The organism is Streptomyces gilvus (genome assembly GCF_022513565.1).
Taxonomy (GTDB): domain Bacteria; phylum Actinomycetota; class Actinomycetes; order Streptomycetales; family Streptomycetaceae; genus Streptomyces; species Streptomyces gilvus.
The window spans coordinates 22,377-45,378 of sequence record NZ_JAKWBE010000022.1; the positions used below are offsets into that span (position 1 = coordinate 22,377).

Here is a 23,002-nt window from a genome sequence, read left to right on the forward strand (position 1 = left end):
TCTGAGACCTGCGGATTTCGCAGCAGTCCGCCGATCGGGGGTGTTGAAAACGTCGGCTCTCGGATTACTGTGGGTGTCTCAGCCAATGGACACGTTGGCTCCACTCGAACTTTTCCACTCGAACTTTCCACTCGAACTTGGAGGGCCGGCAGTGAGCACCGAGCTGCGTCGTCTGCGCAACTACATCGACGGTGAGTTCCGGGACGCCGCCGACGGACGGACCACCGAGGTGGTCAACCCCGTGACGGGCGAGGCCTACGCGACCGCGCCGCTGTCCGGGCCGGCGGACGTCGACGCCGCGATGGCGGCCGCCGCCGCGGCCTTCCCGGCCTGGCGGGACACGACTCCGGCCGAGCGGCAGAAGCACCTGCTGAAGATCGCGGACGCGTTCGAGGAGCGCGCCGAGGAACTGATCGCGGCCGAGGTCGAGAACACGGGCAAGCCGATCGGACTCACGCGGTCCGAGGAGATCCCGCCCATGGTCGACCAGATCCGCTTCTTCGCGGGCGCGGCCCGGATGCTGGAGGGGCGCTCGGCCGGCGAGTACATGGAGGGGCTCACCTCCATCGTCCGCCGCGAGCCGGTCGGCGTCTGCGCGCAGGTCGCGCCGTGGAACTACCCGATGATGATGGCCGTGTGGAAGTTCGCCCCGGCCATCGCGGCCGGCAACACGGTGGTGCTGAAGCCGTCCGACACCACGCCCGCCTCGACCGTGCTGATCGCGGAGATCATCGGGGAGATCCTGCCGAAGGGCGTCTTCAACGTCATCACCGGTGACCGGGAGACCGGCCGGCTGATGGTCGAGCACCCGACCCCCGCGATGGCCTCCATCACCGGGTCCGTGCGCGCGGGCATGCAGGTCGCCGAGTCCGCGTCCAGGGACCTGAAGCGGGTCCACCTGGAGCTGGGCGGCAAGGCGCCGGTCGTCGTCTTCGAGGACACGGACATCGCCAAGGCCGTGGAGGACATCTCCGTGGCCGGGTTCTTCAACGCCGGGCAGGACTGTACGGCGGCCACGCGCGTGCTCGTCCAGGAGTCCGTCCACGACGAGTTCGTCGCGGCGCTCGCGAAGGCCGCCGCCGAGACCAAGACCGGGCAGCCGGACGACGAGGACGTGCTCTTCGGTCCGCTGAACAACCCCAACCAGCTCAAGCAGGTGACCGGGTTCATCGAGCGGCTGCCCGCGCACGCCAAGGTCGAGACCGGCGGCCACCAGGTCGGTGACAAGGGCTACTTCTACGCGCCGACCGTCGTCTCCGGGCTCAAGCAGGACGACGAGATCATCCAGAAGGAGGTCTTCGGACCGGTCATCACCGTCCAGTCCTTCCGGGACGAGGACCAGGCCGTGGAGTGGGCCAACGGCGTCGAGTACGCCCTCGCCTCCTCGGTGTGGACCAAGGACCACGGGCGGGCCATGCGGATGTCGAAGAAGCTGGACTTCGGGTGCGTGTGGATCAACACACACATCCCGCTGGTCGCGGAGATGCCGCACGGCGGCTTCAAGAAGTCGGGCTACGGCAAGGACCTGTCGGGCTACGGCTTCGAGGACTACACGCGCATCAAGCACGTGATGACCTCGCTGGAGGCGTAAAGCGGTACCAGGTGTAAGGGGACCGGGCATCGACAAGGTGTCCGGTCCCGCCGTCTCCCCGCTCGACGCGGCGTCGATTGTCGCCGCGCGGGCGGAGGCGGGATGCTGCGCCCATGCCCCTGACGCCGAAGAACCTTTCCCTTCCCCGTCGTTCACTGCTGCTCGCGCTCCTCGGCGGGGTGGCCGGCTGCGGGGTGCCCGCGGCCTACGTACGGCCGGGTGAGCGTGCCGTCGCTGACCTGTCGGCCCGTCAGAAGAGACTGACCTGGGCCAACTGGCCGCTCTACATCGACGTCGACGACGCGAACCCGAACCGGCGGCCCACGCTCGACGCGTTCGAGAAGCGCACCGGGATCTCCGTCAAGTACACCGAGGAGATCAACGACAACGACGAGTTCTTCGGCAAGATCAGCCCGGCGCTGATGAACCACCAGCAGACCGGCCGGGACCTGATCGTCATGTCCGACTGGATGTGCGCGCGGTTCGTACGGCTCGGATGGGTCCAGCAGATGGACCGGGCCCGCCAGCCGAACGTGGCCAAGTACCTGGACCCGCAGCTGAGTTCCCCCGCCTTCGACCCGGGCCGCAGGTACACCGTGCCGTGGCAGTCGGGCATCACCGGCATCGCGTACAACCGCGGGAAGCTCGGCCGGGAGATCCGTCATGTCTCCGACCTGTGGGCGAAGGACCTCACGGGCCGGGTGACCCTCCTCTCCGGTCTGGACGAGGCGTTCGCGCTGCTGATGCAGGGCAACGGCGTCGACATCACCCGGTGGACCGCCGCCGACTTCCACACGGTGTGCGACCAGGTCGAGAAGTACGTCCACGACGGCCAGATCCGCCGCTTCACCGGCAACGACTACACGAAGGACCTGGTGACCGGTGACGTCCTCGCCTGTCAGGCCTACTCCGGTGACGTCATCCAACTCCAGGCCGACAACCCCGACATCCGCTTCGTCGTCCCCGAGGAGGGCGCCGAGCTGTGGTCGGACTCCCTGATGATCCCCGACCGCGCCCTGCACAAGCGCAACGCGGAACGGCTCGTCGACTACTACTACGACCCCGAGGCCGCCGCCGAACTCGCCGCCTGGGTCAACTACGTCTGCCCCGTCCCGGCCGCCCGTGAGGTCCTGGCCTCCGCCAAGGACAAGGACACCGCCGCCCTCGCCGAGAACCCGCTGATCTTCCCCGACGCGAGGATGCGCCAACGGCTGGCGATCGCACGGGACATCACGTCGAGGGAGCGGGTGGAGTTCGCGCGGCGGTGGAACGCGATCGTGGGGTTGTGAGGGGTCCCCCCTGGGCTAATTGGCGTTGGACGGGCCGTAGAACTCGATCTCGGCGATCGCGACCTGCTTGCTGGCGTCGGCGCCGTAGGCCGACTCGATGGTGAAGCGGACCGCGGTGACCTCGCCGACGCGGAAGGGCTCGCGCTGGCTGCCCGGGCCCTGGTCGAGGACGAGTTGGCGGGTGGTCTTCTTGCCGTTGGCCAGGGTGACGGTGGCCTCGATGCGGTGCGGGCGGGCCGACTGCTGGAGTTGGTCGGCGCGGGTGGAGACGCCCGGGGTGATGCGCAGGTCCAGCAGCCGGGTCGGCTCGTTGAACTTCGCCTCGATCCACTGGCCCTGGCCCGAGTCCGACACACCCGGGCCCCACCAGGTGTTGTTGAACTTGTCGAAGGCCAGGTCGGGCTTGTGGCCCGGGTAGGAGCGGGAGGCGCTGTAGCTGTCCGGGTCGACCGGGGCGCGCTTGGAGAAGTGGTCCCGGGTCGCCTGGATGCCCTGGGGGAGGTGGACGGCGCCCACGATCAGCAGGGTCAGTACGACCGCGACGCCCAGCCAGGTCAGTACGCGGTCGAAGGCGCGGCGCAGACGGGGGCGGTCGCCGGCCCACGGGGTCTCGCGGTTGCCGGCCCCGAACAGCCGCCGCCACCAGGGCAGTCGGCCGGGGGACCGGGCCTCGCCGGCCATCGGCATCGCGCAGCGCGTGCAGAAGTGCCGGTCGGGACGGTTGCGGGTGCCGCACCAGGGGCACGGGGTGCCGCCGTCCGCGCCGAGTTCCTCGCCAGGGGCCCGTACGACCTGCGGCCGCTGGGGGACGGGGCGGCCGGGGAGGACGGGGGCGACGGAGGGGGCCGCCGCGGGGCGGGGTTCCGGGTCGGCGACGGGGACGAGGAGTTGGCGGGCACGGTCGGTCAGGCCGCTCGGGTCAGAGGCCTGAGGTGGCGTTGGAGCCGGGGCGGACGCGACGTCGGGGAGAGGCGTCGTCGCGGCCGCCGCGGGGACCGGTTCGGTGGGGGCTGTGTCGTCCATGGTCGGGTTGGCGTGCGAAGGGCCGCTCGGGGAGGGGGAGTTGTGGACGGTTGCGGGCGTCGGCGGTGCGGTCCGGGGCGTGGCCGGCTGGTCGGCGGCGCCGGGTGCGGCTCGGTCCGCGTCGGTGGTGGGGTGGTCGGCGCTGGGGGACTCGGTGGCGGTACCGGAGACCAACAGGTCCCTCGGGGTACGGGCCAGACCGGCGCCACCGTCGGGCCGCGAGAACGCGTCCCAGCCGGGGCCGGGGCCAAGACCGGAGGCAGCGGAGGAGGCCGGGTCGGCCGTCGCGGAGGTGGCTGAAGGGGCGGTCGGGCCGGACCCTGCTGACGAGGTGGCTGACGGGGCGGTCGAGGCGGGAGTGCCTCCCACCCCGCCGCCGCCCGAGGGCTCACCGGAGGCCTCGGCGCCCATGCCAGAACCGCCCGCCTGCCCGGCGCCCCCACTGCCCGCCCGCCCGAAGGCCTCTCCCGCGCCACCGATGCCGGCGTCCGTACCGGGGGTGTGGTGGGCAGCGCCGCCGGATCCGCTGCGCGCGCCGGCCGCGCCGGGGCTGTTGTGGGAAGCGCCGCCCGACAGGCTGCTGGCGTTGGCCGCAGCGCGGAACCCGTCGCCGGGTGTGCCGACCGTGCCGTCGGCTCCGCCGTTCAGGCCGCGGGTGTTGTGGGAAGCGCCGCCCGACAGGCTGCTGGCGCTGGTCGCAGCGTCGGACCCGTCGCCGGGTGCGTCGACCGTGCCGTCGGCTCCGCGGTTCAGGCCGGGGGCGTTGTGGGCAGCGCCGCCCGACCCGCTGTCGGCGCCGACCGCACCACCGAATCCGCCGTCGGCTCCGCCGTTCAGGCTGGAGGCGTTGTGGGCAGCGCCGCCCGATGCGCCGTTCGCGCCCGCCGCGCCGCCGAACCCGCCGTCCGATGCGCCGTTCGCGCCAGCCGTACGGCCGAACCCGCCGCCGGATCCGCTGACCGCGCCGTCGGATCCGTTGCTCGCGCCGGCCGCGCCACCGAACCCGCCGACCGTGCCGCCGAACCCGTCGTCTGCGGCGCCAGCCCCGGTGCGCGCGGGTGTGCTGTTGTTCGGGTCGGGCGAGCCGTCGTCGGAACCGGCACGTCGGGCCGCCGTACCGTCGGGTCCGAGGGTGCTGACCGGGGGCGTCGGTGGGCGGTTGTTTCTTGGCTCGCGGTCCTTCCAGCTGAGTACCGCGCCGCAGGCGTCGCAGAATGACTGGCCCGGTTCCGCGCGGGTGCCGCATTCGGCGCAGTTCTGGGTGGTCGTCATGGGGACGGGGTCCTTTCGGCGGGAGCGGTGGCGGTCACCTGGACCGTGTACGGCATATGGGCGGGGCGGGCGGTCGCCACGAGGGTGTCCAGGCGGTGGTGGTCCGCCGGGGTGGGGGCGGGGAGACGGAGGTGGACGTGGAGACGCGGGCGCGGCGTGCCGGGGAACGGGCCCAGCGGACGGGCGCTCCAGGCCGCTCCGCCGCTCTCCGTGATCTCCGGTTCGACGCCGAACGCCAGCCGCACGGCCTCCGACAGCCCGCGCCGCGTGCCACGGATGCGGTGGAGGTACGCCGCCGCGGCCACCGCCGCCCGCAGCAGCGACTCCGGTTCGCCGCCGTCCGTCTCCGCGCCCACCCAACTCCCCAGCCACTGGACGAAGTCGAGCGGGGCGAGGGACGGCCGGAAGTACGTGTCGAGACAGTCCAGCACGCTGTGGATCGGCGCGACCGTCTCGTCCAGCCCCGCGACGAACCGCTGGGCGAGATCGTCGTCGGCGAAGACGGCCGGCAGCATCATGCCGATCGGCGCGGAGGAGCCGAGACCGTCGATGGACCCCCTCACGCGCCGTCCCCGATCACCCGGACGCGGTGGTCGAACGAGAAGACCAGCGACGGCGCCGAGAGGTCGATACGGTCCGTCGCCTCGCCCCGCTTGCCGGTCAGCGGGTCCGCCGGGTGCAGGACCACCTCGTCGACCAGTTCCACACCGGGCACCCGCTGCAGCACCGCGAACACCTCACCGGCCTGGACGGGCCGCCCGAACGGCCAGCCCGTGCCGTTCGCACCCCCGGTCAGCGGATCCAGGTGCCGGTACAGCGCGTCATGGGCCTCGCGCCGCACCTTGTCCGTGTCGACACCCCGGAACGCGTGGACCGTGGCGACGACGGTCACGCCCTGGTAGTACGGCGGCCCGACCGCCAACCTCGTCCCGATCAGCCGCCGTTCGTCCAGATGGCGCGTGATCCGGTCCAACAGGGCGTCCCCGGGCACCAGTTGCTCGAAGCGCAGCCGGCCGCCGGGGTCCGGGACGGCCTGCGGGACGACCAACACCCGTACCGCGTACGCCCCGTGCTCGCCCTCCTCGCCCTCCAGACAGGTGATGCGCGCGGTCTCCGGGGCGGCGCGTCGCGCCAGCTCCTCGTAGTCCCGCAGGGTCACCGCCCGCTCCTGGGCGCGCAGCGTGATCGGCGCCCGTACCTTCGCCTCCTCGACCGTCTCGCCGTCCACCCCGCCGCGCGCCGCCTCACGGTTGACGACCTCGGAGACGTACGGGATGGAGGTGCGCAGGATCTGCACCGCGCCCCGGGCCACGTTGCCGGCCCGGCCGCCGCCGGTGCGGTAGCGGCGGGCGCGGATCGGGGAGCCCTTGGGCGCGACCGTGCCGTACTGCCGCAGCGTGCCGTCCGGTTCGCGCACCGCGGGTCCGAAGGCGATCTCCCCGGTCGTCGCGTCGAGGGTGATGTGCCGGTCGTGCGGCCCCGAGCCCGCGAAGTTGGGGACGACCTGCCAGTCGACCCAGCCCTCGTGCTCGGCCGTCTGCAGCAGCACCGGCGGGTCGTCGCCGACCACGGGCGCGTGCGTCAGACGAAGCCGCTGACCGGGCAGGCCGGTCGACTCGCCGAGCGCCTCGTCGTACACCGTCTCGGCGTGGACGACACCCGTGGTGCCGCCGACGGTGAAGGCCTCGGCGGCGCGGATGGTGGGCGAGGTGGTGTAGAAGGGCTGGCCGGGCAGTGGCTCGGTGACCCGGCAGCGGATCCAGCCTCCCTCCTGCCCGGCGTTGCGGGACAGGACGTGTCCACCGGGCACGTGCAGGATCACCTCACCGGGGCGGTTCAGACCGCCGGTGCCGTCCCGGTCGACCTCGCAGGGCTGCCAGCCGTCCGCGGTCCACGCCTCCCACACCAGCGGCGGCTGCCGCGGGTCCACGCCGACGCCGTCCACGCGGCTGTCCAGGTCCAGCGCGATCGCGCAGTGCGGGACGGCCGCGCTCAGCCCCAGCAGCATGCAGTCCCCCGGATCCGGGGACTCCGAGAAGCAGAGCAGGTCCTTGTCGTCCTCGGCCAGGTCGTGGGTGCGCTCCACCGCCGCCTCGCCCTTGTGCTGCACCAGCAGATGCCGCAACTCGCACGGTACGACGGTCAGTTCGCGCTCGGTCGCGAAGACCACCGCTTCCTCACTCTCGGTGCGCATGGTGGCCACCTCGGTGCCCAGCGGCACCGCGATCGACTCCTCCTGGGGAGCCGACAGCCAGAACGTCACGTCCGTGCGCGCGGCCGAGGGCGGGAACAGGGTGATCCCGACCAGGTCCAGGAAGGCCAGATGGTTCTTCTCCGGCACCCGGTTGAGCCGGTAGACGATCTGGTCCGCCATGTGCGCCACCGTCTCGACGAGGGTGACGCCCGGGTCGGAGACGTTGTGGTCGGTCCACTCCGGGGCGCGCTGCTGGATGTAACGCTTGGCGTCGTCGACGAACTGCTGGAAGCGGCGGTCGTCGAGATTGGGGGAGGGCAGGGCCATCAGCGGTCGCTTTCAGGGGAGTTGCCCCCGCCGGGACCGGCGTCGGGCTCCTCGTGGGACGGAATGACGTAGAACGGGAAGACCAGACTGCGCGGGTTGTTGGTGCCGCGGATCGAGTAGCGGACGTCGATGAACAGCACGCTCTGGTCGGCGCCCGCCGTGACCTCGACGTCCTCGACCTCGATACGCGGCTCCCAGCGGTCCAGGCTGACGTGCACCTCGTGCTGGATACGGCCCGCGGTCTGCTCGTTGACCGGCGCGAACACCAGGTCGTGGATCGCGCAGCCGAAGTCCGGCCGCATGGGCCGTTCGCCCGGCGAGGTCGACAGCACGAGCCGGATCGCCTCCTCGATCTCGCGCTCCCCGCTGACCAGCGCGATCCCGCCGGTCGGCCCGATGCGCAACGGGAACGACCAGCCGGAACCGACGAACTGCTCGGCCATCAGGACTCCACCTGCCTTGCTCGGAAACGGTTCACAGCGCCGCCGGTACGGGGATGGTGGCGCACAGGAACGTGGGGGCAGCGACCGTGAAGTTGGCTCCCTTGACCGTCGTCAGAGGCGAGCTGAGCTGGAGGGTCGTGAGGCCGGTGAGGTTGGTGACGGTGCCCGTCATGTTCAGGGCGCCCGTGGCCGTCAGCCCGATCTCGGGCGCGCGCACGTTGACCATGCCGCCCTGGATGCTCAGCGCGCCGCCGCTCTTGATGGTCAGGTTGCGCCGGGCGCTGAGCGACAGATTGGTGCCCGCCTCCACCGACACCGACCGGCTGCCCTTGATGGTGACCGATCCCTTGCTGTCGACGGTGATCTCGGTCTTCGTCCGGTCCAGGTTGATGGTCAGCCGCTCGTTGCCGGTCGTCAGCCGCACCCCCTGCTTGCGCGGACCGGTCTTCTGGCTGAGCAGGTCCATCCGGTTGCCGTCCCGGTCGGAGACGGTGTGCCGGCTCGCCTTCTTCCGTACGGTGTCGTGAAGGGGCACATCGCTCACCGCGGTCGGTTTGTCCCGGCCGTTGTAGAGCCCGCCGATCACGAACGGATGGTCCAGCGCGCCCCGGTCGAAGGCGACCAGCACCTCGTCGTTGACGTCCAGCGGGAAGATCCCGCCCCCGCCGAGGCCGCCCATCTGCACGGTTCGCGTCCAGTCGCTGACGTAGGTGTCGTCCAGCCACGGGAACTGCAGCTTCACCCGGCCCTGCTTGAGCGGGTCGTTGACGTCGGTGACCAGCGCGTTGGCCACACTGGGCAGCCGGGGCGCGGTGTCCGCCCCGCCCGAGGCCAGCCCGTACAGCGACCGCCACTGCCGGCCGCTGACCGTCACCCACGACTCGTAGTGCTTGCCGTCTCCGAAGACGTGCCGCACGGACGTCACCGTGTACTTGCCCTCGAACGGCACCCCGACGTCCGCCAGAGCCACCGGAACTCCCGGGCGCAGCTTGGGGTTTCCGCGCGCGACGACCTCCAGCTCGGCGAACGCGCCGGTGACGTCGTCGGCGAGCGCGTCCGCGGCGAACTTCACCTCGTTCTGCCTGTCGTAGGGCGTGCCCGTCTCCACGAGCGTGGCCGACGTGAACTTCCCGGCCGCCGCGCCCGGCGACGTGCCGATGGTGATACCGGGGTTGGAGGCGGCAGGCGCGGTGGCCGTCAGCGTCTTCTTCGTGGTCACGTCCCACCCGCGGGACTCGACCTTGCCCACCTGGTCGGCGGCGGTGACCGCGGCGCGCAGCCGCAGGATGTCGTGGCCGGCCTGCAGCACGAACGGGCTCTTGTCGCCGTCGGTGTCTGGAGAGGGCGCCCCCGAGGCCGACTTGGGCTTCACGAACTGGAACTTGCCGTCGGCGTCGACGGACATCACCATCTCGTTCTCGTCCGCGAGCCGGGCGAGGAAGTCCCAGTCCGTCACATTGGACTGGGAGATGAACTCGTACACGGTCCTGGTCGACTCGATCCGCCCGATCGGCACACCGTCCTTGGCGGCCAGCTTGCGGGCGATGTCGGAGGCGCTCTGGTTGCGGTAGGCGGCCACGCGGCGCTGGCGCAGGAGGCGGTGGCCGAGGTCGTAGCCGCGGATGACGGTGTAGGAGCCGGTGCCGTCGTAGTCGGCCTCCAGCCCCGTGACCTCACCGGTCAGCAGCGGATCCCCGGCGCCCTCGCCGTCCGCCACCGGCGCGAACACCACCTTGGTGCCGAAGGTGATGTTCAGCTTGCCCAGCAGCAGCCGGTACGGGTCGCGGAAGGTCAGCCGGAACGCGGCCGGGACGCCGACGCCCTGGTCGACGTAGCTGTCCACCAGGTCCGGGGCGAACTCCGGCGGCAGCTTGGCGCCGCCGATCTTCACATCGACGACGTTGGAGTAAGCGGACTGCACCATCAGGTACGCACCTCCTCGGCGGCGGGCAGCACCAGTTCGACGCCGGTGCGCAGCTGGGCGGGGTCGTCGATGCCGTTGGCCTCGGCGATGGAGCGCCAGGCGGCCGCGTTGCCGTACTCCCGCCAGGCCAGCGACTGCAGGGAGTCGCCCGCCACGACCCGGTGCACGCGCTGCGCGGTGAGCGCGCCGGAGGTCGGGTTCTGGCCCTTGGTCTTGCTGGGGATCTCGTGCAACTGGAGCTTGCAGGTGGCGCGGATGGGCACGCCGGTCGTCGAGAACAGCGTGTAACTGGCCTCGACCGAACTGACGTACGCCGTGAACCGGGCCGTCGAGAACGACCCCCACTGGAAGACGACCCACGGCGGTGACGGCTGCTTGGCGGCGATGCTCTTGCTCGTCACCTCGCAGCAGGCCAGCAGCGACTCGACCTTCTTCAGCACGGTGTTGCTGGTCGGCTCGTCGGAGGTGTCGAGGAAGATCTCCACGCCCATCTCGCGCGGCTCGGCACCCATGAACTCCGGGAGCGGGCCGTCCCGTTCGATCTGTGCCGGGGTCACCTTCCACTGCGCGCGGCGGGTCAGCGACAGCTGCGCCGGGTTGAAGTCGAAGCCGAACGTCTTGATGATCCCGCCGGGCGTCCTGCTCTTGCCCTTCGGCGGTTCGTGGATCGCGAGCGTGGCGCGTACGAGGCTCTTGCCGGCGCCACTCCTGCTGCCCTTGGCCATGTCTGCGGTCCCTCTCAGTCCGTGAACCCGTGGTGGGCGATCTCCAGCACCTCGGTCGCCACGGCGGGGCTCGCGGGGTCCAGGGAGGGGCCGGTCCAGCTGACCGGCAGCACGTCGATCAGCCCCCATCGCGCGACTTCCGAACCGTCCGCCCGGAGCGCCGCGATCTGCGCCGTGGGGCGCTTGATGCCGGTCTGCACGGACGAGATCCACTTGGCGACCTTCGCCGTGTCCGGGGTCAGCGGGCGGGTCAGCCGGATGTTCGAGAACGTCACGCGGGTCGGCAGCTGCCAGACGAAGCCGTTGTTGCCGCCCTCCTGGCGCTGCTCGATCTCCACCTGCGACGACAGTCCCTCACAGCCGTTGAAGTAGCCGAGGCTCTCACCGTCGATGCTGAGGGAGAACCAGATGGTGGAGCCCGGGTCCTGGCGGGACATCGCGGCCTTTCTGTCGATCAGGTGGGGTGGCTGGCGGTCGGGTGCGGGTCAGCGGCGGGGGTCGCGGAGCTTGCCGATGCGTTCGCGGTCCAGGCGGAGTTCGGTGCGGATCAGGCGGGTGACGCGGCCGATGATCCGGTGCACGAGCTCGTCCAGCTGGAAGTCGGTGAGTTCCCGGGGGTCGAAGGCACCGGCGGGGATCTCCGTGTAGGCGGGTGGGGGAGTGGCCGGTGGGGAGTAGGGCGGCGGCGGTTCGTACGGCGGCGGGGCGGCGGCCGATGCGCTGTACGGGGGCGGGGGGCTGCCGTGCGACGGGGCCGACCGGGGTGCGGCCTGGGACGTCCGGTGAGTGAGGACGGGCGCGGCGGAGGCGACGACGGCGGCGGCCGACGCGGCGAGGGCGCCGGTGGCGGACTTGGCCGGGGGTTTGGCGGGGGACTTGGTCTTCGTGCCGAACCCGAGGCGTTGGACGGCGGGTGGGGGAGTGAGGGGGGCCACGGGGAGGGGGGAGGGGGTGCCGGGGGTGGTGGTACGGGGTGACGGCTGGTGGAGGGGGGCGAGTTTGAGGGGAGTGGGTTCTGGGGCCGGGGTCGGGGTGGTGATGCGCTGGGCTGGGGGCGCGGGGACCGTGGGGGTGTCGGGGAGAGGGGTGGGCGCCGGGGCCGGGGTCGGGGTGGTCGGGGTGGTGATGCGCTGGACTGGGGTTGCGGGGAGGGGAGTTGGGGGCGGCGGGGCCGTGGGGGTGCCGAGGAGGGCGGTGGTGTCGGCGGGGGGAGTGGACAGGGGAGCGCCCAGGGCGGAGCGGCGGGGGGTCAGCGGGGAGGCGAATGCGGTCCGCTGGATGGACGGGGGTGGGGCGACGGGCGGCGCGGTCGTCGGGTGTGCCGGGGAACGGGGGGCTGTGGAGGGCGCGGTGGCGTGGGCGTGCTGGGTCGGGGGTGTCGGCAGGGACTCGGAGGGTGCGGGAGCCCCCTTGAACGCAGGGGAGTTGGCGGTCGCCGGTCCGGGGTGCGTGCTTCGGGAGGGGGCGGGCTGGGAGGTGATCGGGGCTCCGAGGCCGCGGCGGGTGCCGGTTCGCTGGACTGAGGGGGCCGGCGGGGGTGTGGAGTGCGAGGCGGCGGGCTTGAGGGGTGTGGGGTAAGGCGGTGCGGGGGTGGTGGGGGTGGATTGCCGCTGAGCCGACGGGGGAGCGGTGACCGTGGACTGCTGCGTTCGCTGGACGGTCGGGTCGGTTCCGGTTCGCGGGGTGGTGGCCGGCGTGTGGGGTTGTGCCTCCGAGGCCGTGGGTGTCGTGCCGTCGAGGGGTGTTGCGGGGGCGCCGTCGCGCGCCGGGGTGGCGGTCGGGGGCGGTGTGGTTGCCGTGCGCTGGACGGGTGTGGGGCCCGGGTTCGACGCCGTCCTCGTTCGGTGTGATGTGCGGTTGTGCGGTTGGGCGGGGGAGGGGGTGGCGGGGCTGGGAGTGTGTGTGGGGTTGGTGGGCGTCGCCCGTTGCACGACGGGCCCTGCCGAGGTGCCCGTGGTGGGGGCGGTCGGACTGGTGCCCTGGGTGGGGGTGATGGCTGGACTCGGGGCGGATGCGGGCGCGTTGTTCGACGCCGTCCGCGGTTGGTGCGACGCCGGTGCGGTCGTCGCGCGCTGGGAGGACGCGGGGCGCGTGTCCGACGCCGTCCGTGGTTGATGTGCCGTGGCCCGCTGCACGACGGGTGCCGTCGTAGCGGTGTTCTGGACGGGGGCTTCGGAGGGACGCGGGGGCTCGCCGGGGGCGCCGATCGGGGTCGGTCCCGGCCGGTGCGGTGCGGGTGTGGTCTCTGCACGCTGGACGGACCTGTCACCCGAGTTCGAAGTCGCCCCCCGCTGCTGAGGCGCGGGCGCTGAGCCGACGGCCCGCTGGACGGAGGTTCCCGTGGGGACGTCGACGGCAGGAGCAGTCGGCCGTGTTTCGACAGCGCTGGTGGGTGCGCCGGATCCCGTGCCTGGGGGAACGCCGACAGACGGTGTGGTCGACCGTGCTCCGGAAGAGCCGACGGGGGTGCCATGGCCCGTGCGCTGTACGTCCATGGGGGGCGCGACGGGGGAAGAGCCGTTGCTGGGCGGTGTGCTCGGGGCCTTGCGCTCGGACGCCGTGATGTCGAGCGTGCCGAGGTTCGGTGTCGTCGTCTGATGGGTCCGCTGGACGGATGGCGGTGTCGGGAGCGTCGTACCGCCGTTGTCGTTGGACGAGGGTCGGGAGCCGCCGGGGGCCCGGGGTGTCGTATCGCCGCCGGTGTTCGAAGTGGACTGCGGGCGGTCGGAGCCGTTGCCGGGCGGTGTGTTCGTGGGCGTCGGCTGGGACGGGGGCGGTGTTGTCGTCTTGCGGGTTCGCTGGACGGGTGCCGGTGCGGGAAGTGACGTACCGCCGTTGTCGTTGGACGAGGGTCGGGAGCCGCCGGGGGCCTGGGGTGCCGCACCGCCGCCGTCGTTCGAGGAGGACCGGGGACGGTCCGAACTCGTGGTCGCGCGGCGTTGGACGGCGGGGGACGCCGGGACGGCCGACGCCCGCTGAGCCGTGGATGGCATGACGGCGGTGCCGGACGAGCCCCCGCGCGCCGACTGACCCCCGACAGGCGCCCCGGCGCCGGGTGCGACATCGGAAGGCCGGCCGGGACCCCGTACAGGAACAGACGGTTCACCGCCCGCGACGGCCCTGGTGCTCCCAGCCGCAGGGCTGCCCGGCGTCCGCTGGACCGACGCCCCCTCGTCACCGCCGTACGAGACCGTCCCCGCCGGTGAAGACGCCCCTGTCGGTTCAACGCCGCTGTTGGCAGGGCCCGTTGACGCCGATACCGCAGGCGTCGAAGTCTCTCGGGCCGCAGGCAGTGTCCGCCGCTGTATGGCCGCTGTCCCGGTCCGGGCCTTCGTAAGGGACCTCGGTGGGGAAGGCGAAGAAGCCGCCGGTACCGGTGTCACCCGGACCCCGGGCGCAGGGCGCGGTGCCGCGGTGGGGGGCTGCGTCGGAGTCGCCCGCCACTGGGGTGCACGAGCCGAAGCCGAAGCCGACGGGGTCGGGGCCGCTTCTCCGCTGCCCGAACCGGACGTCGGCACTGCCGCACCCCGCGTCCCCGCCAACGTCCCCCACTCCCGCGCCGGAAGTGCCCGCAGCGGTACCGCCGGAGTGCGTTGCACCGGGGAGACGGGGTTGGCCAGGGGCAGGGCGCCGGCGTGGCGTTCGAGCCCGGGGACCGGCCGGCCCACGGCCGTACGCGGCGCGTCACCGGCGAGGCTCGCGCTCGAGTGTCCGTCCAGCACCGCGGGGGAGGCCGTACCCGCGAACGACGGGTTCTGCCAGGTCGGCAACCGCCCCCCGAACCCGGCGTCCGCCACCTCGGCCCGTCCGGGGACCACGGTCCGCTGAATCGGCGGCAATCCCGGCCATGAGGCGGTCACGACGGGGCGCGCCCGCGTGTCCGCGGCGGACGGAGGGGCCGCCGCGGGTTCCACCGCAGGCACACCACCGTCACCGTCAGTAGCGACGTCGGCCCGTGGCACGTCGGCGCCCTCGGTCCGCTTCCGTATCCGGTCCAGGAACCCCACCGCTCAGCCCTCCGCCCCGGCCCGGGTCACCAGGGACGCGATCTCGTCCGTGAAGCGGCGGCGGTCGTGGTGCTCCAGGTCCAGGATCTCGTCCATGCTCCAGTGGAAGTGGTAGGCGACGTACGCGATCTCCTCGTGCAGCCGGTCGGTCGCGTACGTCACGATTCCCCCAGGCGGCTCCCGCCGAGTTCCACCTCGAAGGGCTCCGAGCAGTGCGGACACCGGACGGCCGCCCGGGTGTGCCCCTCCGCGTTGATCTGGCGGTAGAAGTCCTGCAGGAACGCCAGGTCGGAGGCGAACATGTTCTCCACGATCCCGTCGTGGACCATGGGCAGCGTGCCCAGCCGGGTGATGACCCGGCCGAGCAGGACCACGGACAGGTACGCCGGGTTCTCCTGCACGCGGACGTCCCGCAGCGGCACCAGCTCGTCCCGTGCCGTCGACAGACGCATCACGCCGTCCCGGTGGACGGTGCCCGACTCGTCGACGTACCCGCGCGGCAGCTGGAAGGGGAACTCCGTGCGCAGGGACTCCTGTTGACGCACGGGGGCCGACGCGGGGGCCGGCGCGGGAGCCGGGGCCGGTGTCGCCTCCGGCCCCGGCAGCTCGATGTCCGTCTCCGGCGCGGACGCCGCCGCGTCCGCGCCGGAGTACGTGACGGCGCCGGCCCGGGCAGCCGAACGCCGCATTACTCGATGACCAGTTCTTCGAACGCGATCGTCACGGTCTCGGTGAGCGCGGAGGCCTCGCCCGCCTTCACCGTGCTCGCGTCGATCTTGTTGCACCAGGCGTTGCGCAGGTGGTAGCGCTTCACCGGGTTGTTCTGGAAGTCCATCATGATGATCGACGCGTTCTTGCGGGCCGTCGTCATCTGGCCGCTGATCGACTCGTTGATCCACTGGGTGAACGAGGCCGACTGGGTCATGCCGCGGACGACCGTGCAGGTGCCGTTCTTCTTCACACCCGGCAGGTTCTTGACCACGTTCTGGCCGTTCGGGGTGTTCTGCTGGTACGTGATGACGTCCTGCTCGATGCTCAGACCGCTGACCTCGGCGAGGTACTCGACCATCACGCCGTCGATCTGCAGGCCGAAATTGTGTGAGGTGAGGGCGTCACCCGGCTGGAGACTCATGGTGTCTTCGCTGTCCTTCTGGAAGGTCTCGAAAAGGGCCTAGGGGGTACGGGGAGCAAGGCGCCGGCCCTACTCCTCCAACTCCCCGCTGCCGCTGGAGAACTGGGCCAGCCGGAAGATCACGAACTCGGCCGGCTTGACCGGCGCGATGCCGATCTCGCAGACGACCCGGCCGACGTCGACCGACTCCGGCGGGTTGGTCTCCTCGTCGCACTTGACGTAGAACGCCTCCTCGGGCCGCTGGCCGAACAGGGCGCCGCTGCGCCACTCGTTGACCAGGAACGCCGAGATGTTGCGCCGGATCCGGGCCCACAGGGCGTGGTCGTTCGGCTCGAACACCACCCACTGGGTGCCGATCAGGATCGACTCCTCCAGGTAGTTGAAGTACCGGCGGATGTTCAGGTAGCGCCAGGCCGGGTCGGAGGAGAGGGTGCGGGCGCCCCAGACGCGGATGCCCCGGCCCGGGAAGGCGCGGATGCAGTTGACGCCGATGGGGTTCAGCAGGTCCTGCTCACCGCGGGTGATCTGGATCTCCAGATCCACCGCGCCGCGGACGACCTCGTTGGCGGGCGCCTTGTGCACACCGCGCTCGGAGTCGTTGCGGGCCCAGATGCCGGCCACGTGACCGCTCGGCGGGATCAGCCGGGAGGTGCCGCTGGACGGGTCGAAGGTCTTGATCCAGGGGTAGTACAGGGCCGCGTACTTGGAGTCGTAGCCGGCCGTCTCCTGCCGCCAGACCCGGATCTGACGGGCGTTCAGGCCCGGCGGGGGGTCGATGACGGCGACGCGGTCGCCCATCAGCTCGCAGTGCGCGATCAGACCCAGCTGGACCGCCTTGACGGCCTCCAGGTCGATCGCGCCGCGCTGGTAGGCGGCCATCAGGTCGGGCACGGCGACCATGGAGATCTCGTCCACGGCCTCCAGACCGCCGAAACCGGTCCGGTCCGCGGAGTCGCCGAGGTACTGGGCGGGACCGGGGTGCGAGCCGTTCTCGACGGCCTTGTCCGGTACGGCGGGGGCGGGCGCGGGGGCCGCGAGGGCCACCGTCTGGTTGTCCGGGCGGACCAGCTGCGCGGCCGGCGCGGCCTCGGTCACGGTGATGAGCTTCGAGCGCTCCTTCACCTGCGTGACCACGTAGTTGCGGCCGCCCTTCTTGGCGGTCACGTCGAAGCTCTCGACGGCCTTGTCGCCGTCCTTGACGATCAGCCTGAACCGCTCGGCGGGGCCCTCGCCCTCCGGGTCGGCGACCTCGACGCTCAGCGGGCCGTTGCCGCCGGAGGCGATCGCCGTCACGGAGAACGTGCCGATCTGCTGCGGCTCGGCCGCCGGCAGCGCGGCCCTGGCGGCGGAGCCGGTCACGGCGGCGGGGGCGGCGCCGGCCGCGGCCGCGGCGTCGTCGGCGGAACCGCCCACGCGCACGACGTACGCGGCGCTGCCGCCGTTCTGGAAGAAGCCGTAGACCGAGTGCGCGAGGTAGTACCCGTCGGTGAACTCACCGAAGCTCGCGACGTACTGGCTCCAGTTGGTCACCAGCGTCGGCTCGTCGAGCGGACCGGTCGGGGCGAGCCCCACGAAGGCCGCGACCGACGTGCCCACCCCTTCGATGGGGCGCGAGCCGCTGGCCACCTCCTCGACGTAGACGCCGGGCGACAGGTAGGACGGCATGCTCTGCTCTCCTCGGGGTACGAGACAGGAACGCCCTCAGCCTCACGCGCGCGGGGGCCCCGGGAAACGGCCTCCGGTGCCGGACCGCGGGCAGTCGCGTTGCCCGCAAGGGCACTCCGGCATGCCCTGGCCTGCGACGCTGCCCCCAGGTCTGCACGTTCGGACCTTCCCGTGCCGGGGGCCGCCCGATAACGCTGGGGGGCCAGTCGGCCAGCGATGAGGGGAGTGCCGTGCGCGCACAGGGGACACGGGGCCACGAGGACGGCGAGCAGCAGAGGGCTCGCCCGGTCCCGGCGCCGGGTACGGCGGCACAGCGCGTACTGGACCTCCAGCGTCTCGCCGGCAACGCCGCCGTGTCCATGGCCGTCGCCGAGGAGCGGCACGAGCACGACGCGGGGTGCGGGCACGTGCCCTCGGTCCAGCGTCAGGCCCTGGTGCACCGGGTGCTCGGGTCCTCCGGGCAGAGCATGGACCCGACGGTCCAGCGGGAGATGGAGGCCCGGTTCGGCGGCGCCGACTTCAGCCATGTGCGGGTCCACACCGGCACGCTGGCGCGTGAGTCGGCGGCCGAGCTGCGGGCGAAGGCGTACACCTCGGGGAACAACGTGGTGGTGGGCGGCCCCATGTCCAAGGAGGACTGGGCGCACGAACTGACGCACGTCGAGGACCAGATGGCGGGTCCGGTACCCGGCACGGACACCGGTTTCGGGGTGCGCATGTCCGACGAGAACGACTCGGGCGAACGGCACGCCGTGGAGAAGGCCCGGCGGGTGATGAGCGGTCCCGTGCCCGTGCAGCCGCTGCGCGCCCCCGAGGCGGCCGCCGCGACCGGCAGCGGGCAGCGCGCGCCGGTGATCCAGCGCACCGTCTGGGAGTTCCTGCCCGGTTCCAGTTTCGAGGACCCGCGTCTCGGCCCGCAGACCCGCTGGCGGAACGAGACCAATCACGCCGACGTCCGCACCTCCGGCCAGCTCGGCATGGCCGCCCATGCGACACCGTCTCCGGGTGACCGGTACGACGACGTGACCCACGAGCACCACAGCAGCGGGAACGTCAGGTTCACCACCAAAGGGACCATTCCCGACCGTGACCGTCCGGGCCGGGAGTCCGTGACCCGCCGAGCTGTCGTGGAGGCCAAGGAGAAGATCGCGTCGGTACTGGCCATGCTGCAGGGGGCCGGAGCCAACCCCGGCGGGCAGCTGCTGGCAGGGCTCCAGTCGGGCTTTCCGGCGTTCCGCAGCGCGACGCCCCAGCAGATCGCGGTTTTCCTGCCCCGGGTCACCGAGGTCGTACGCCGCATCCAGACCGGCCTCAACGCGGCCGGAGCCGAGATCGCCCTGATCGGAGCGGGCACCGGTACCCCGGCGGACGTCGCGGGTTGGGTCGCCCCCAGCATGAGCGATCTCAGCAGCCGCATCTTCAACCCGAACCAGCAGAAGAGCGAGGACCTCCCCACCATGGACGCCGGCCGCTCCGGCCCCATCCACCTGACGGAGAAGGGCCAGAACGCCTGGTACGTCATCCACGAGGCCACCCACCGGTTCGCCGGGACCCTCGACTACCAGTACAGCCCCTACGACCAGGAGCTGGAGGAGGAGGGGTACGAGGCCCAGCTCGCCGGGATCATGCCGGACCAGGCGGCGGCACGGGACGCGGCGATGCTGGGCAAGCGCGCGGTCCGCGACCCGGGCGAGTACACCGGCAAGGACGAGCCCTCACCGCTGAAGCAGCCGAACTGGTACGCCATGGGGCAACGTGCGCTGATGAACGCCGACTCCTACGCGCAGTTCATCCTGACGGCCACCGGCACCCGGGCGCCGCGGACCTGAGCCGCACAGCGGCCGGTGCCCCCGCCGGATGCCCACAAGGGCAAGGCTCCCGGTCTCGGTGCCGAAAAGGCTGCCCGCCCGCCTCCTGTGCCTTTGCCGTGCCATGGCTAGCGTCGACGCGTGAGCCTGTGGACTTCCCTGGAACCCGCCTCCGCGACCGTGGACCCGGGTGGCAGTGCACGTGTGCGGTTGCGGTTGCGCAATACCGGTGACGTGGTGGACGAGTACCGGTTCGAGCCGGTGGGGCCGGTGGCGCCCTGGACGACGGTCGAGCCGCAGACCTTGCGGTTGTATCCGGGGACGACGGGGACGGTGGAGCTGACGTTCGCGCCGCCGCGCACTCCCGATGCGGCCGCCGGTCCGAATCCGTATGCGGTGCGGATCACGCCGACGGAGCATCCGGAGGCGACGACGGTTCCGGAGGGGAATCTGACGATCACGCCGTTCACGGAGGTGCGGGCGGAGCTGGTGCCGCCGACCGTGAAGGGGCGTTTCCGGGGCCGGCCCAGGCTGGCGGTGGACAATCTGGGCAACACCAAGCTCACGGCGTCGATCAGCGGCAACGACAACGGCGATCAGTTGTCGTACGACATCCATCCGAGCAACGTGCAGATCGAGCCGGGGCGTGCGGCGTTCGTGAAGACGACGCTGAAGCCGCGCCGGATCATCTGGTTCGGCAGCAAGGAGCAGCACCCGTACACGCTGAACGTGGTCCGCTCGGGCACCAACCCGCTTCCGGTGGAGGGGACTTACCTCCAGCGCGGGTTCCTGCCGCGCTGGCTGGCCACCTTCTTCGGCGTCTTCGTGGCCCTCGGGATCACCTTCGTGATGCTGTGGATCGCCTACAAGCCCGCCGTCAACTCCGGCGCCACCGAGAAGACCGTCGAGGCCGGTGCCACCCTCGCGCCCAGCCCCTCGGCCACCTCGGCGCCGGTGATGCCGGCGCCTCCCGCCACGACCAGTGCCCCGCCGCCCGCCGACTCGGGGGCCGCCGCCGGGGCGGGCGGATCCGGTGGCGGAGGCGGGGGCGGTGCTTCGGCCCCCAAGACGGCCAAGCCCAAGCCGGACACGGCGGCGACCGCAGTGAACCGGCTGGCGAAGAACGACCCCGGCGGCCGGCACGTCTGCTACCGCGCCTACGTCCAGGGCGACGGCTGGCAGAAGCCGGTGTGCGACGGCACCGTGGCCGGCACGGTCGGACAGGGCCAGGCGATCATGGCCCTCAACGTCGCGGTGTACGGCGTCCAGGGCTCCTCCGGCAACGCCATGGTCTACAACCCCCAGTCGACCAACGGCCAGGGCACCTGGAAGCCGGACTGGACGGCCATCGTCGCGGACGGCAAGGACAACTACATCGGCAGTACCAAGGAGGGCGCCCCCTACATGGTGACCTTCGTCTGGAACGTCGGCTCCGGCCAGCTGTGCAGCGTGGTCAAGATCAGCGGCCAGAACTGGGACAGCCAGACCTGCAACAACGCCCGCCCCGACCTCAACACCGCCGGTCACTTCGACAACTCGCGCTTCGTCGAGGCGATCAAGCTGACGGTGTGACGGAATGACGACGGCCCGGGGAGGGCGCCGCTACCAGGCGCCCTCGCCCGGCACCAGACGGCCGGCCTTGCGGTACTCGCGCCGGGCGCCCTCCAGCAGATCGGCCGCGGTGACCAGGTCGCCGCGCCCGGCGGCGAGGTAGGCGGCCGTCACCACGGCGCTGCGGATGGAACCGCCCGCCAGCTCGAAGTCAGCTGCCACGGAACCGAGTTGGACGGCCTCCGCGCACGGCACGTGGGACAGGCTGTGCCGCCAGAGCGCGAGCCGCTGTTCGGCGTCCGGGAACGGGAAGTCGATCACCAGGTCCAGCCGGCGGGTGAACGCCTCGTCGATGTTGGCCCGCAGGTTGGTGGTGAGCAGGGCGATCCCGTCGAAGGACTCCAGCCGCTGGAGGAGATAGGCGCTCTCCATGTTGGCGTACCGGTCGTGCGCGTCCTTGACCTCGGACCGCTTGCCGAAGACGGCGTCGGCCTCGTCGAAGAGGAGCACGGCGTCCGTGCGGTCGGCCTCGGTGAAGATGCGTTCGAGGTTCTTCTCCGTCTCGCCGACGTACTTGTCGACGACCGAGGACAGCTGGACGACATAGAGGTCGAGGCCGAGTTCGGCGGCCACGACCTCCGCGCTGAGCGTCTTTCCGGTACCGGACTCGCCCGCGAACAGGCCGAGCACGCCCCGGCCCCGGCCGCCCCCGGCGCTCAGCCGCCAGTCGCCGAGAACCCGGTCGCGGTGGCGGGCGCGCAGCGCGAGCTCGCGCAGCTGGGTGAGCGGGCGGTCGGGCAGGACGAGGTCGCTCCAGTCGACGGCCGGGCGGATCCGCCGGGCGTGCTGCTCCAGCCCCGACGCGGACTGCTGGCGGGCGGCCAGGCGCAGATGGGCGGGGGAGAGCGGGGTCCCTTCGAACCGGGCGAGGTCGAGAGCGGCCCGCGCGGCCCGGGAGATGTGCTCGCCGGGCAGGTGGTACGGGGCGACGGTGGCCGCCAGATCGATGTCGGGGACGTTCTCCGCGCCGAGCGCGGCCGTCCAGGCGCCCACCGCCCCCGCGTGCTGCCGGGGCACGTCCAGCACGAGGGGGTCCTGGTCGGACCAGTGGGGGTCGTAGGGGCGCGGGGCCGTGATCAACACGGGTACGTCGGCGGCGGCGACCAACTGCCGTATCAGACCGGCGGGTTGGTCGGGAACCCCCGACACGACCACCGCCCGCCCGCCCAGCCGCGCCTCCCGCAGCAGCTCGGGGACCCGGTCCTCGGGCCCGGAGAAGCGCAGGGCGGCGACGCCGGCGGCACGCAGAGCGGCGGTCGCACAGGCGAGCCCGTCGCCCTCACGGCGCTCGCGGAGATAGACGGTGAGCGGGGGGCCGGCGCCGAGGCGGGCGGCGAGCCGTTCGACGAAGCGGCCGAACTCGCCGTCGGTCCCGGCGTCGGGCGGTGCGCTCAGCGCGTGCAGATGGCCGGCGAGCGCCGCGTCGGGGGTGTCGTCGCCGAGAAGGTGGGCGGCCAGACGGTCCGGGACGCGCAAGGAGCGGCTCAGGAAAGGGCGTTCGGGTTCCTCGACCGTGAGGAGACCGAGCGCGGACAGGGGGGCGGCCGGCTGGAACCGGGCCCGTGCGGCCGGTGAGTGGACGGGGACGCCGACCAGGTCCAGGGCGAGCGCGACGGTAGCCCGACGGCGGCTGACGTCGTCGTTGAGGTAGCCGTACAGCGGCTCGAAGGCGCGGTCCAGGTCCGGCGCGAGGGCGATGAGCAGCAGCGTCGCGTCGAGCTCGGTCAGCCCGAGCCGCGCGGACAGCTCGCCCAGCCGGTCGTACGGCTGCTCGGCGTGGTCGGGGAGAGCGAGCCGCACCGGCGGCACCGGCCGCAGCAGATGCCGTACCGCCTCCTCCGACAGATACAGCCCGCGCAGCGGATCGGCCGCTGTCGGATCGTCCACGGACCGCTGCTCCACGACCAGAGCGACCCGCTCGCGCAGCGCCTGGAGCCGCGCCACGAGGGCGCCGACGGGGTCGGTTCCGGCCAACTCGGCCATGCCGTACG

General features: G+C 72.1%; 17 protein-coding genes. 4 read left to right on the forward strand and 13 right to left on the reverse strand.

Annotation, left to right across the window (positions count from 1 at the left end):
* Positions 1-151 precede the first annotated feature (151 nt).
* Both MKW14_RS28370 and MKW14_RS28375 read left to right on the forward strand, forming a co-directional pair.
* Positions 152-1,591, forward strand: a complete 1,440-nt coding sequence (locus MKW14_RS28370; protein ID WP_240866971.1) for a gamma-aminobutyraldehyde dehydrogenase — start codon at positions 152-154, stop codon at positions 1,589-1,591.
* 113 nt (positions 1,592-1,704) lie between these two features.
* Positions 1,705-2,880: a polyamine ABC transporter substrate-binding protein gene (locus tag MKW14_RS28375; protein ID WP_240866974.1), complete on the forward strand. Its 1,176-nt coding sequence runs from the start codon at positions 1,705-1,707 to the stop codon at positions 2,878-2,880.
* 15 nt (positions 2,881-2,895) lie between these two features.
* Here the strand turns inward: MKW14_RS28375 and MKW14_RS41625 are convergent, their stop codons facing one another.
* The 12 genes from MKW14_RS41625 to MKW14_RS28440 all read right to left on the reverse strand — a co-directional run bounded on the left by MKW14_RS41625 (position 2,896) and on the right by MKW14_RS28440 (position 17,592).
* On the reverse strand, positions 2,896-4,314 hold the full coding sequence (locus MKW14_RS41625; protein WP_374116608.1) for an NADase-type glycan-binding domain-containing protein: 1,419 nt from the start codon (positions 4,312-4,314) through the stop codon (positions 2,896-2,898).
* Between the two features lie 857 nt (positions 4,315-5,171).
* Positions 5,172-5,738: a phage tail protein gene (locus MKW14_RS28385; RefSeq protein ID WP_240866975.1), complete on the reverse strand. Its 567-nt coding sequence runs from the start codon at positions 5,736-5,738 to the stop codon at positions 5,172-5,174.
* Entirely contained in the window at positions 5,735-7,696 is a 1,962-nt protein-coding gene (locus tag MKW14_RS28390; protein WP_240866978.1) for a putative baseplate assembly protein, read from the reverse strand. Before MKW14_RS28390 ends, MKW14_RS28385 begins: the two co-directional genes overlap by 4 nt.
* Complete coding sequence (locus MKW14_RS28395; RefSeq protein ID WP_240866980.1) at positions 7,696-8,139, reverse strand: GPW/gp25 family protein; 444 nt, start codon at positions 8,137-8,139, stop codon at positions 7,696-7,698. Before MKW14_RS28395 ends, MKW14_RS28390 begins: the two co-directional genes overlap by 1 nt.
* Positions 8,140-8,170: 31 nt before the next feature.
* Complete coding sequence (locus MKW14_RS28400; protein WP_240866983.1) at positions 8,171-10,063, reverse strand: VgrG-related protein; 1,893 nt, start codon at positions 10,061-10,063, stop codon at positions 8,171-8,173.
* Positions 10,063-10,788, reverse strand: a complete 726-nt coding sequence (locus MKW14_RS28405; RefSeq protein ID WP_240866985.1) for a CIS tube protein — start codon at positions 10,786-10,788, stop codon at positions 10,063-10,065. The genes MKW14_RS28400 and MKW14_RS28405 overlap by 1 nt, the downstream gene beginning before the upstream one ends.
* A gap of 14 nt (positions 10,789-10,802) precedes the next feature.
* Positions 10,803-11,225 (reverse strand): phage tail protein, encoded by a 423-nt coding sequence (locus MKW14_RS28410; protein ID WP_133047369.1) that lies wholly within the window; start codon positions 11,223-11,225, stop codon positions 10,803-10,805.
* Positions 11,226-11,273: 48 nt separating this feature from the next.
* Positions 11,274-11,723: an extensin gene (locus MKW14_RS41005; RefSeq protein WP_276622013.1), complete on the reverse strand. Its 450-nt coding sequence runs from the start codon at positions 11,721-11,723 to the stop codon at positions 11,274-11,276.
* A gap of 3,075 nt (positions 11,724-14,798) precedes the next feature.
* Positions 14,799-14,957, reverse strand: coding sequence for a DUF6760 family protein (locus MKW14_RS28425; protein WP_165955043.1), 159 nt, complete (start codon positions 14,955-14,957; stop codon positions 14,799-14,801).
* Entirely contained in the window at positions 14,954-15,484 is a 531-nt protein-coding gene (locus MKW14_RS28430; RefSeq protein WP_240866986.1) for a hypothetical protein, read from the reverse strand. Before MKW14_RS28430 ends, MKW14_RS28425 begins: the two co-directional genes overlap by 4 nt.
* Positions 15,484-15,927, reverse strand: a complete 444-nt coding sequence (locus MKW14_RS28435; RefSeq protein WP_132856017.1) for a phage tail protein — start codon at positions 15,925-15,927, stop codon at positions 15,484-15,486. Before MKW14_RS28435 ends, MKW14_RS28430 begins: the two co-directional genes overlap by 1 nt.
* A 69-nt stretch (positions 15,928-15,996) precedes the next feature.
* Complete coding sequence (locus MKW14_RS28440; RefSeq protein ID WP_240866989.1) at positions 15,997-17,592, reverse strand: phage tail sheath family protein; 1,596 nt, start codon at positions 17,590-17,592, stop codon at positions 15,997-15,999.
* A 230-nt stretch (positions 17,593-17,822) separates the two neighbouring features.
* Between MKW14_RS28440 and MKW14_RS28445 the strand changes: the two genes are divergently transcribed.
* Together MKW14_RS28445 and MKW14_RS28450 are read left to right on the forward strand one after the other, a co-directional pair.
* Positions 17,823-19,421, forward strand: a complete 1,599-nt coding sequence (locus MKW14_RS28445) for an eCIS core domain-containing protein (RefSeq protein ID WP_240866992.1) — start codon at positions 17,823-17,825, stop codon at positions 19,419-19,421.
* A gap of 120 nt (positions 19,422-19,541) precedes the next feature.
* Entirely contained in the window at positions 19,542-20,972 is a 1,431-nt protein-coding gene (locus MKW14_RS28450) for a hydrolase (protein WP_240866994.1), read from the forward strand.
* Positions 20,973-21,002: 30 nt separating this feature from the next.
* Here the strand turns inward: MKW14_RS28450 and MKW14_RS28455 are convergent, their stop codons facing one another.
* Entirely contained in the window at positions 21,003-22,994 is a 1,992-nt protein-coding gene (locus MKW14_RS28455) for an ATP-binding protein (protein ID WP_240867166.1), read from the reverse strand.
* Positions 22,995-23,002 lie beyond the last annotated feature (8 nt).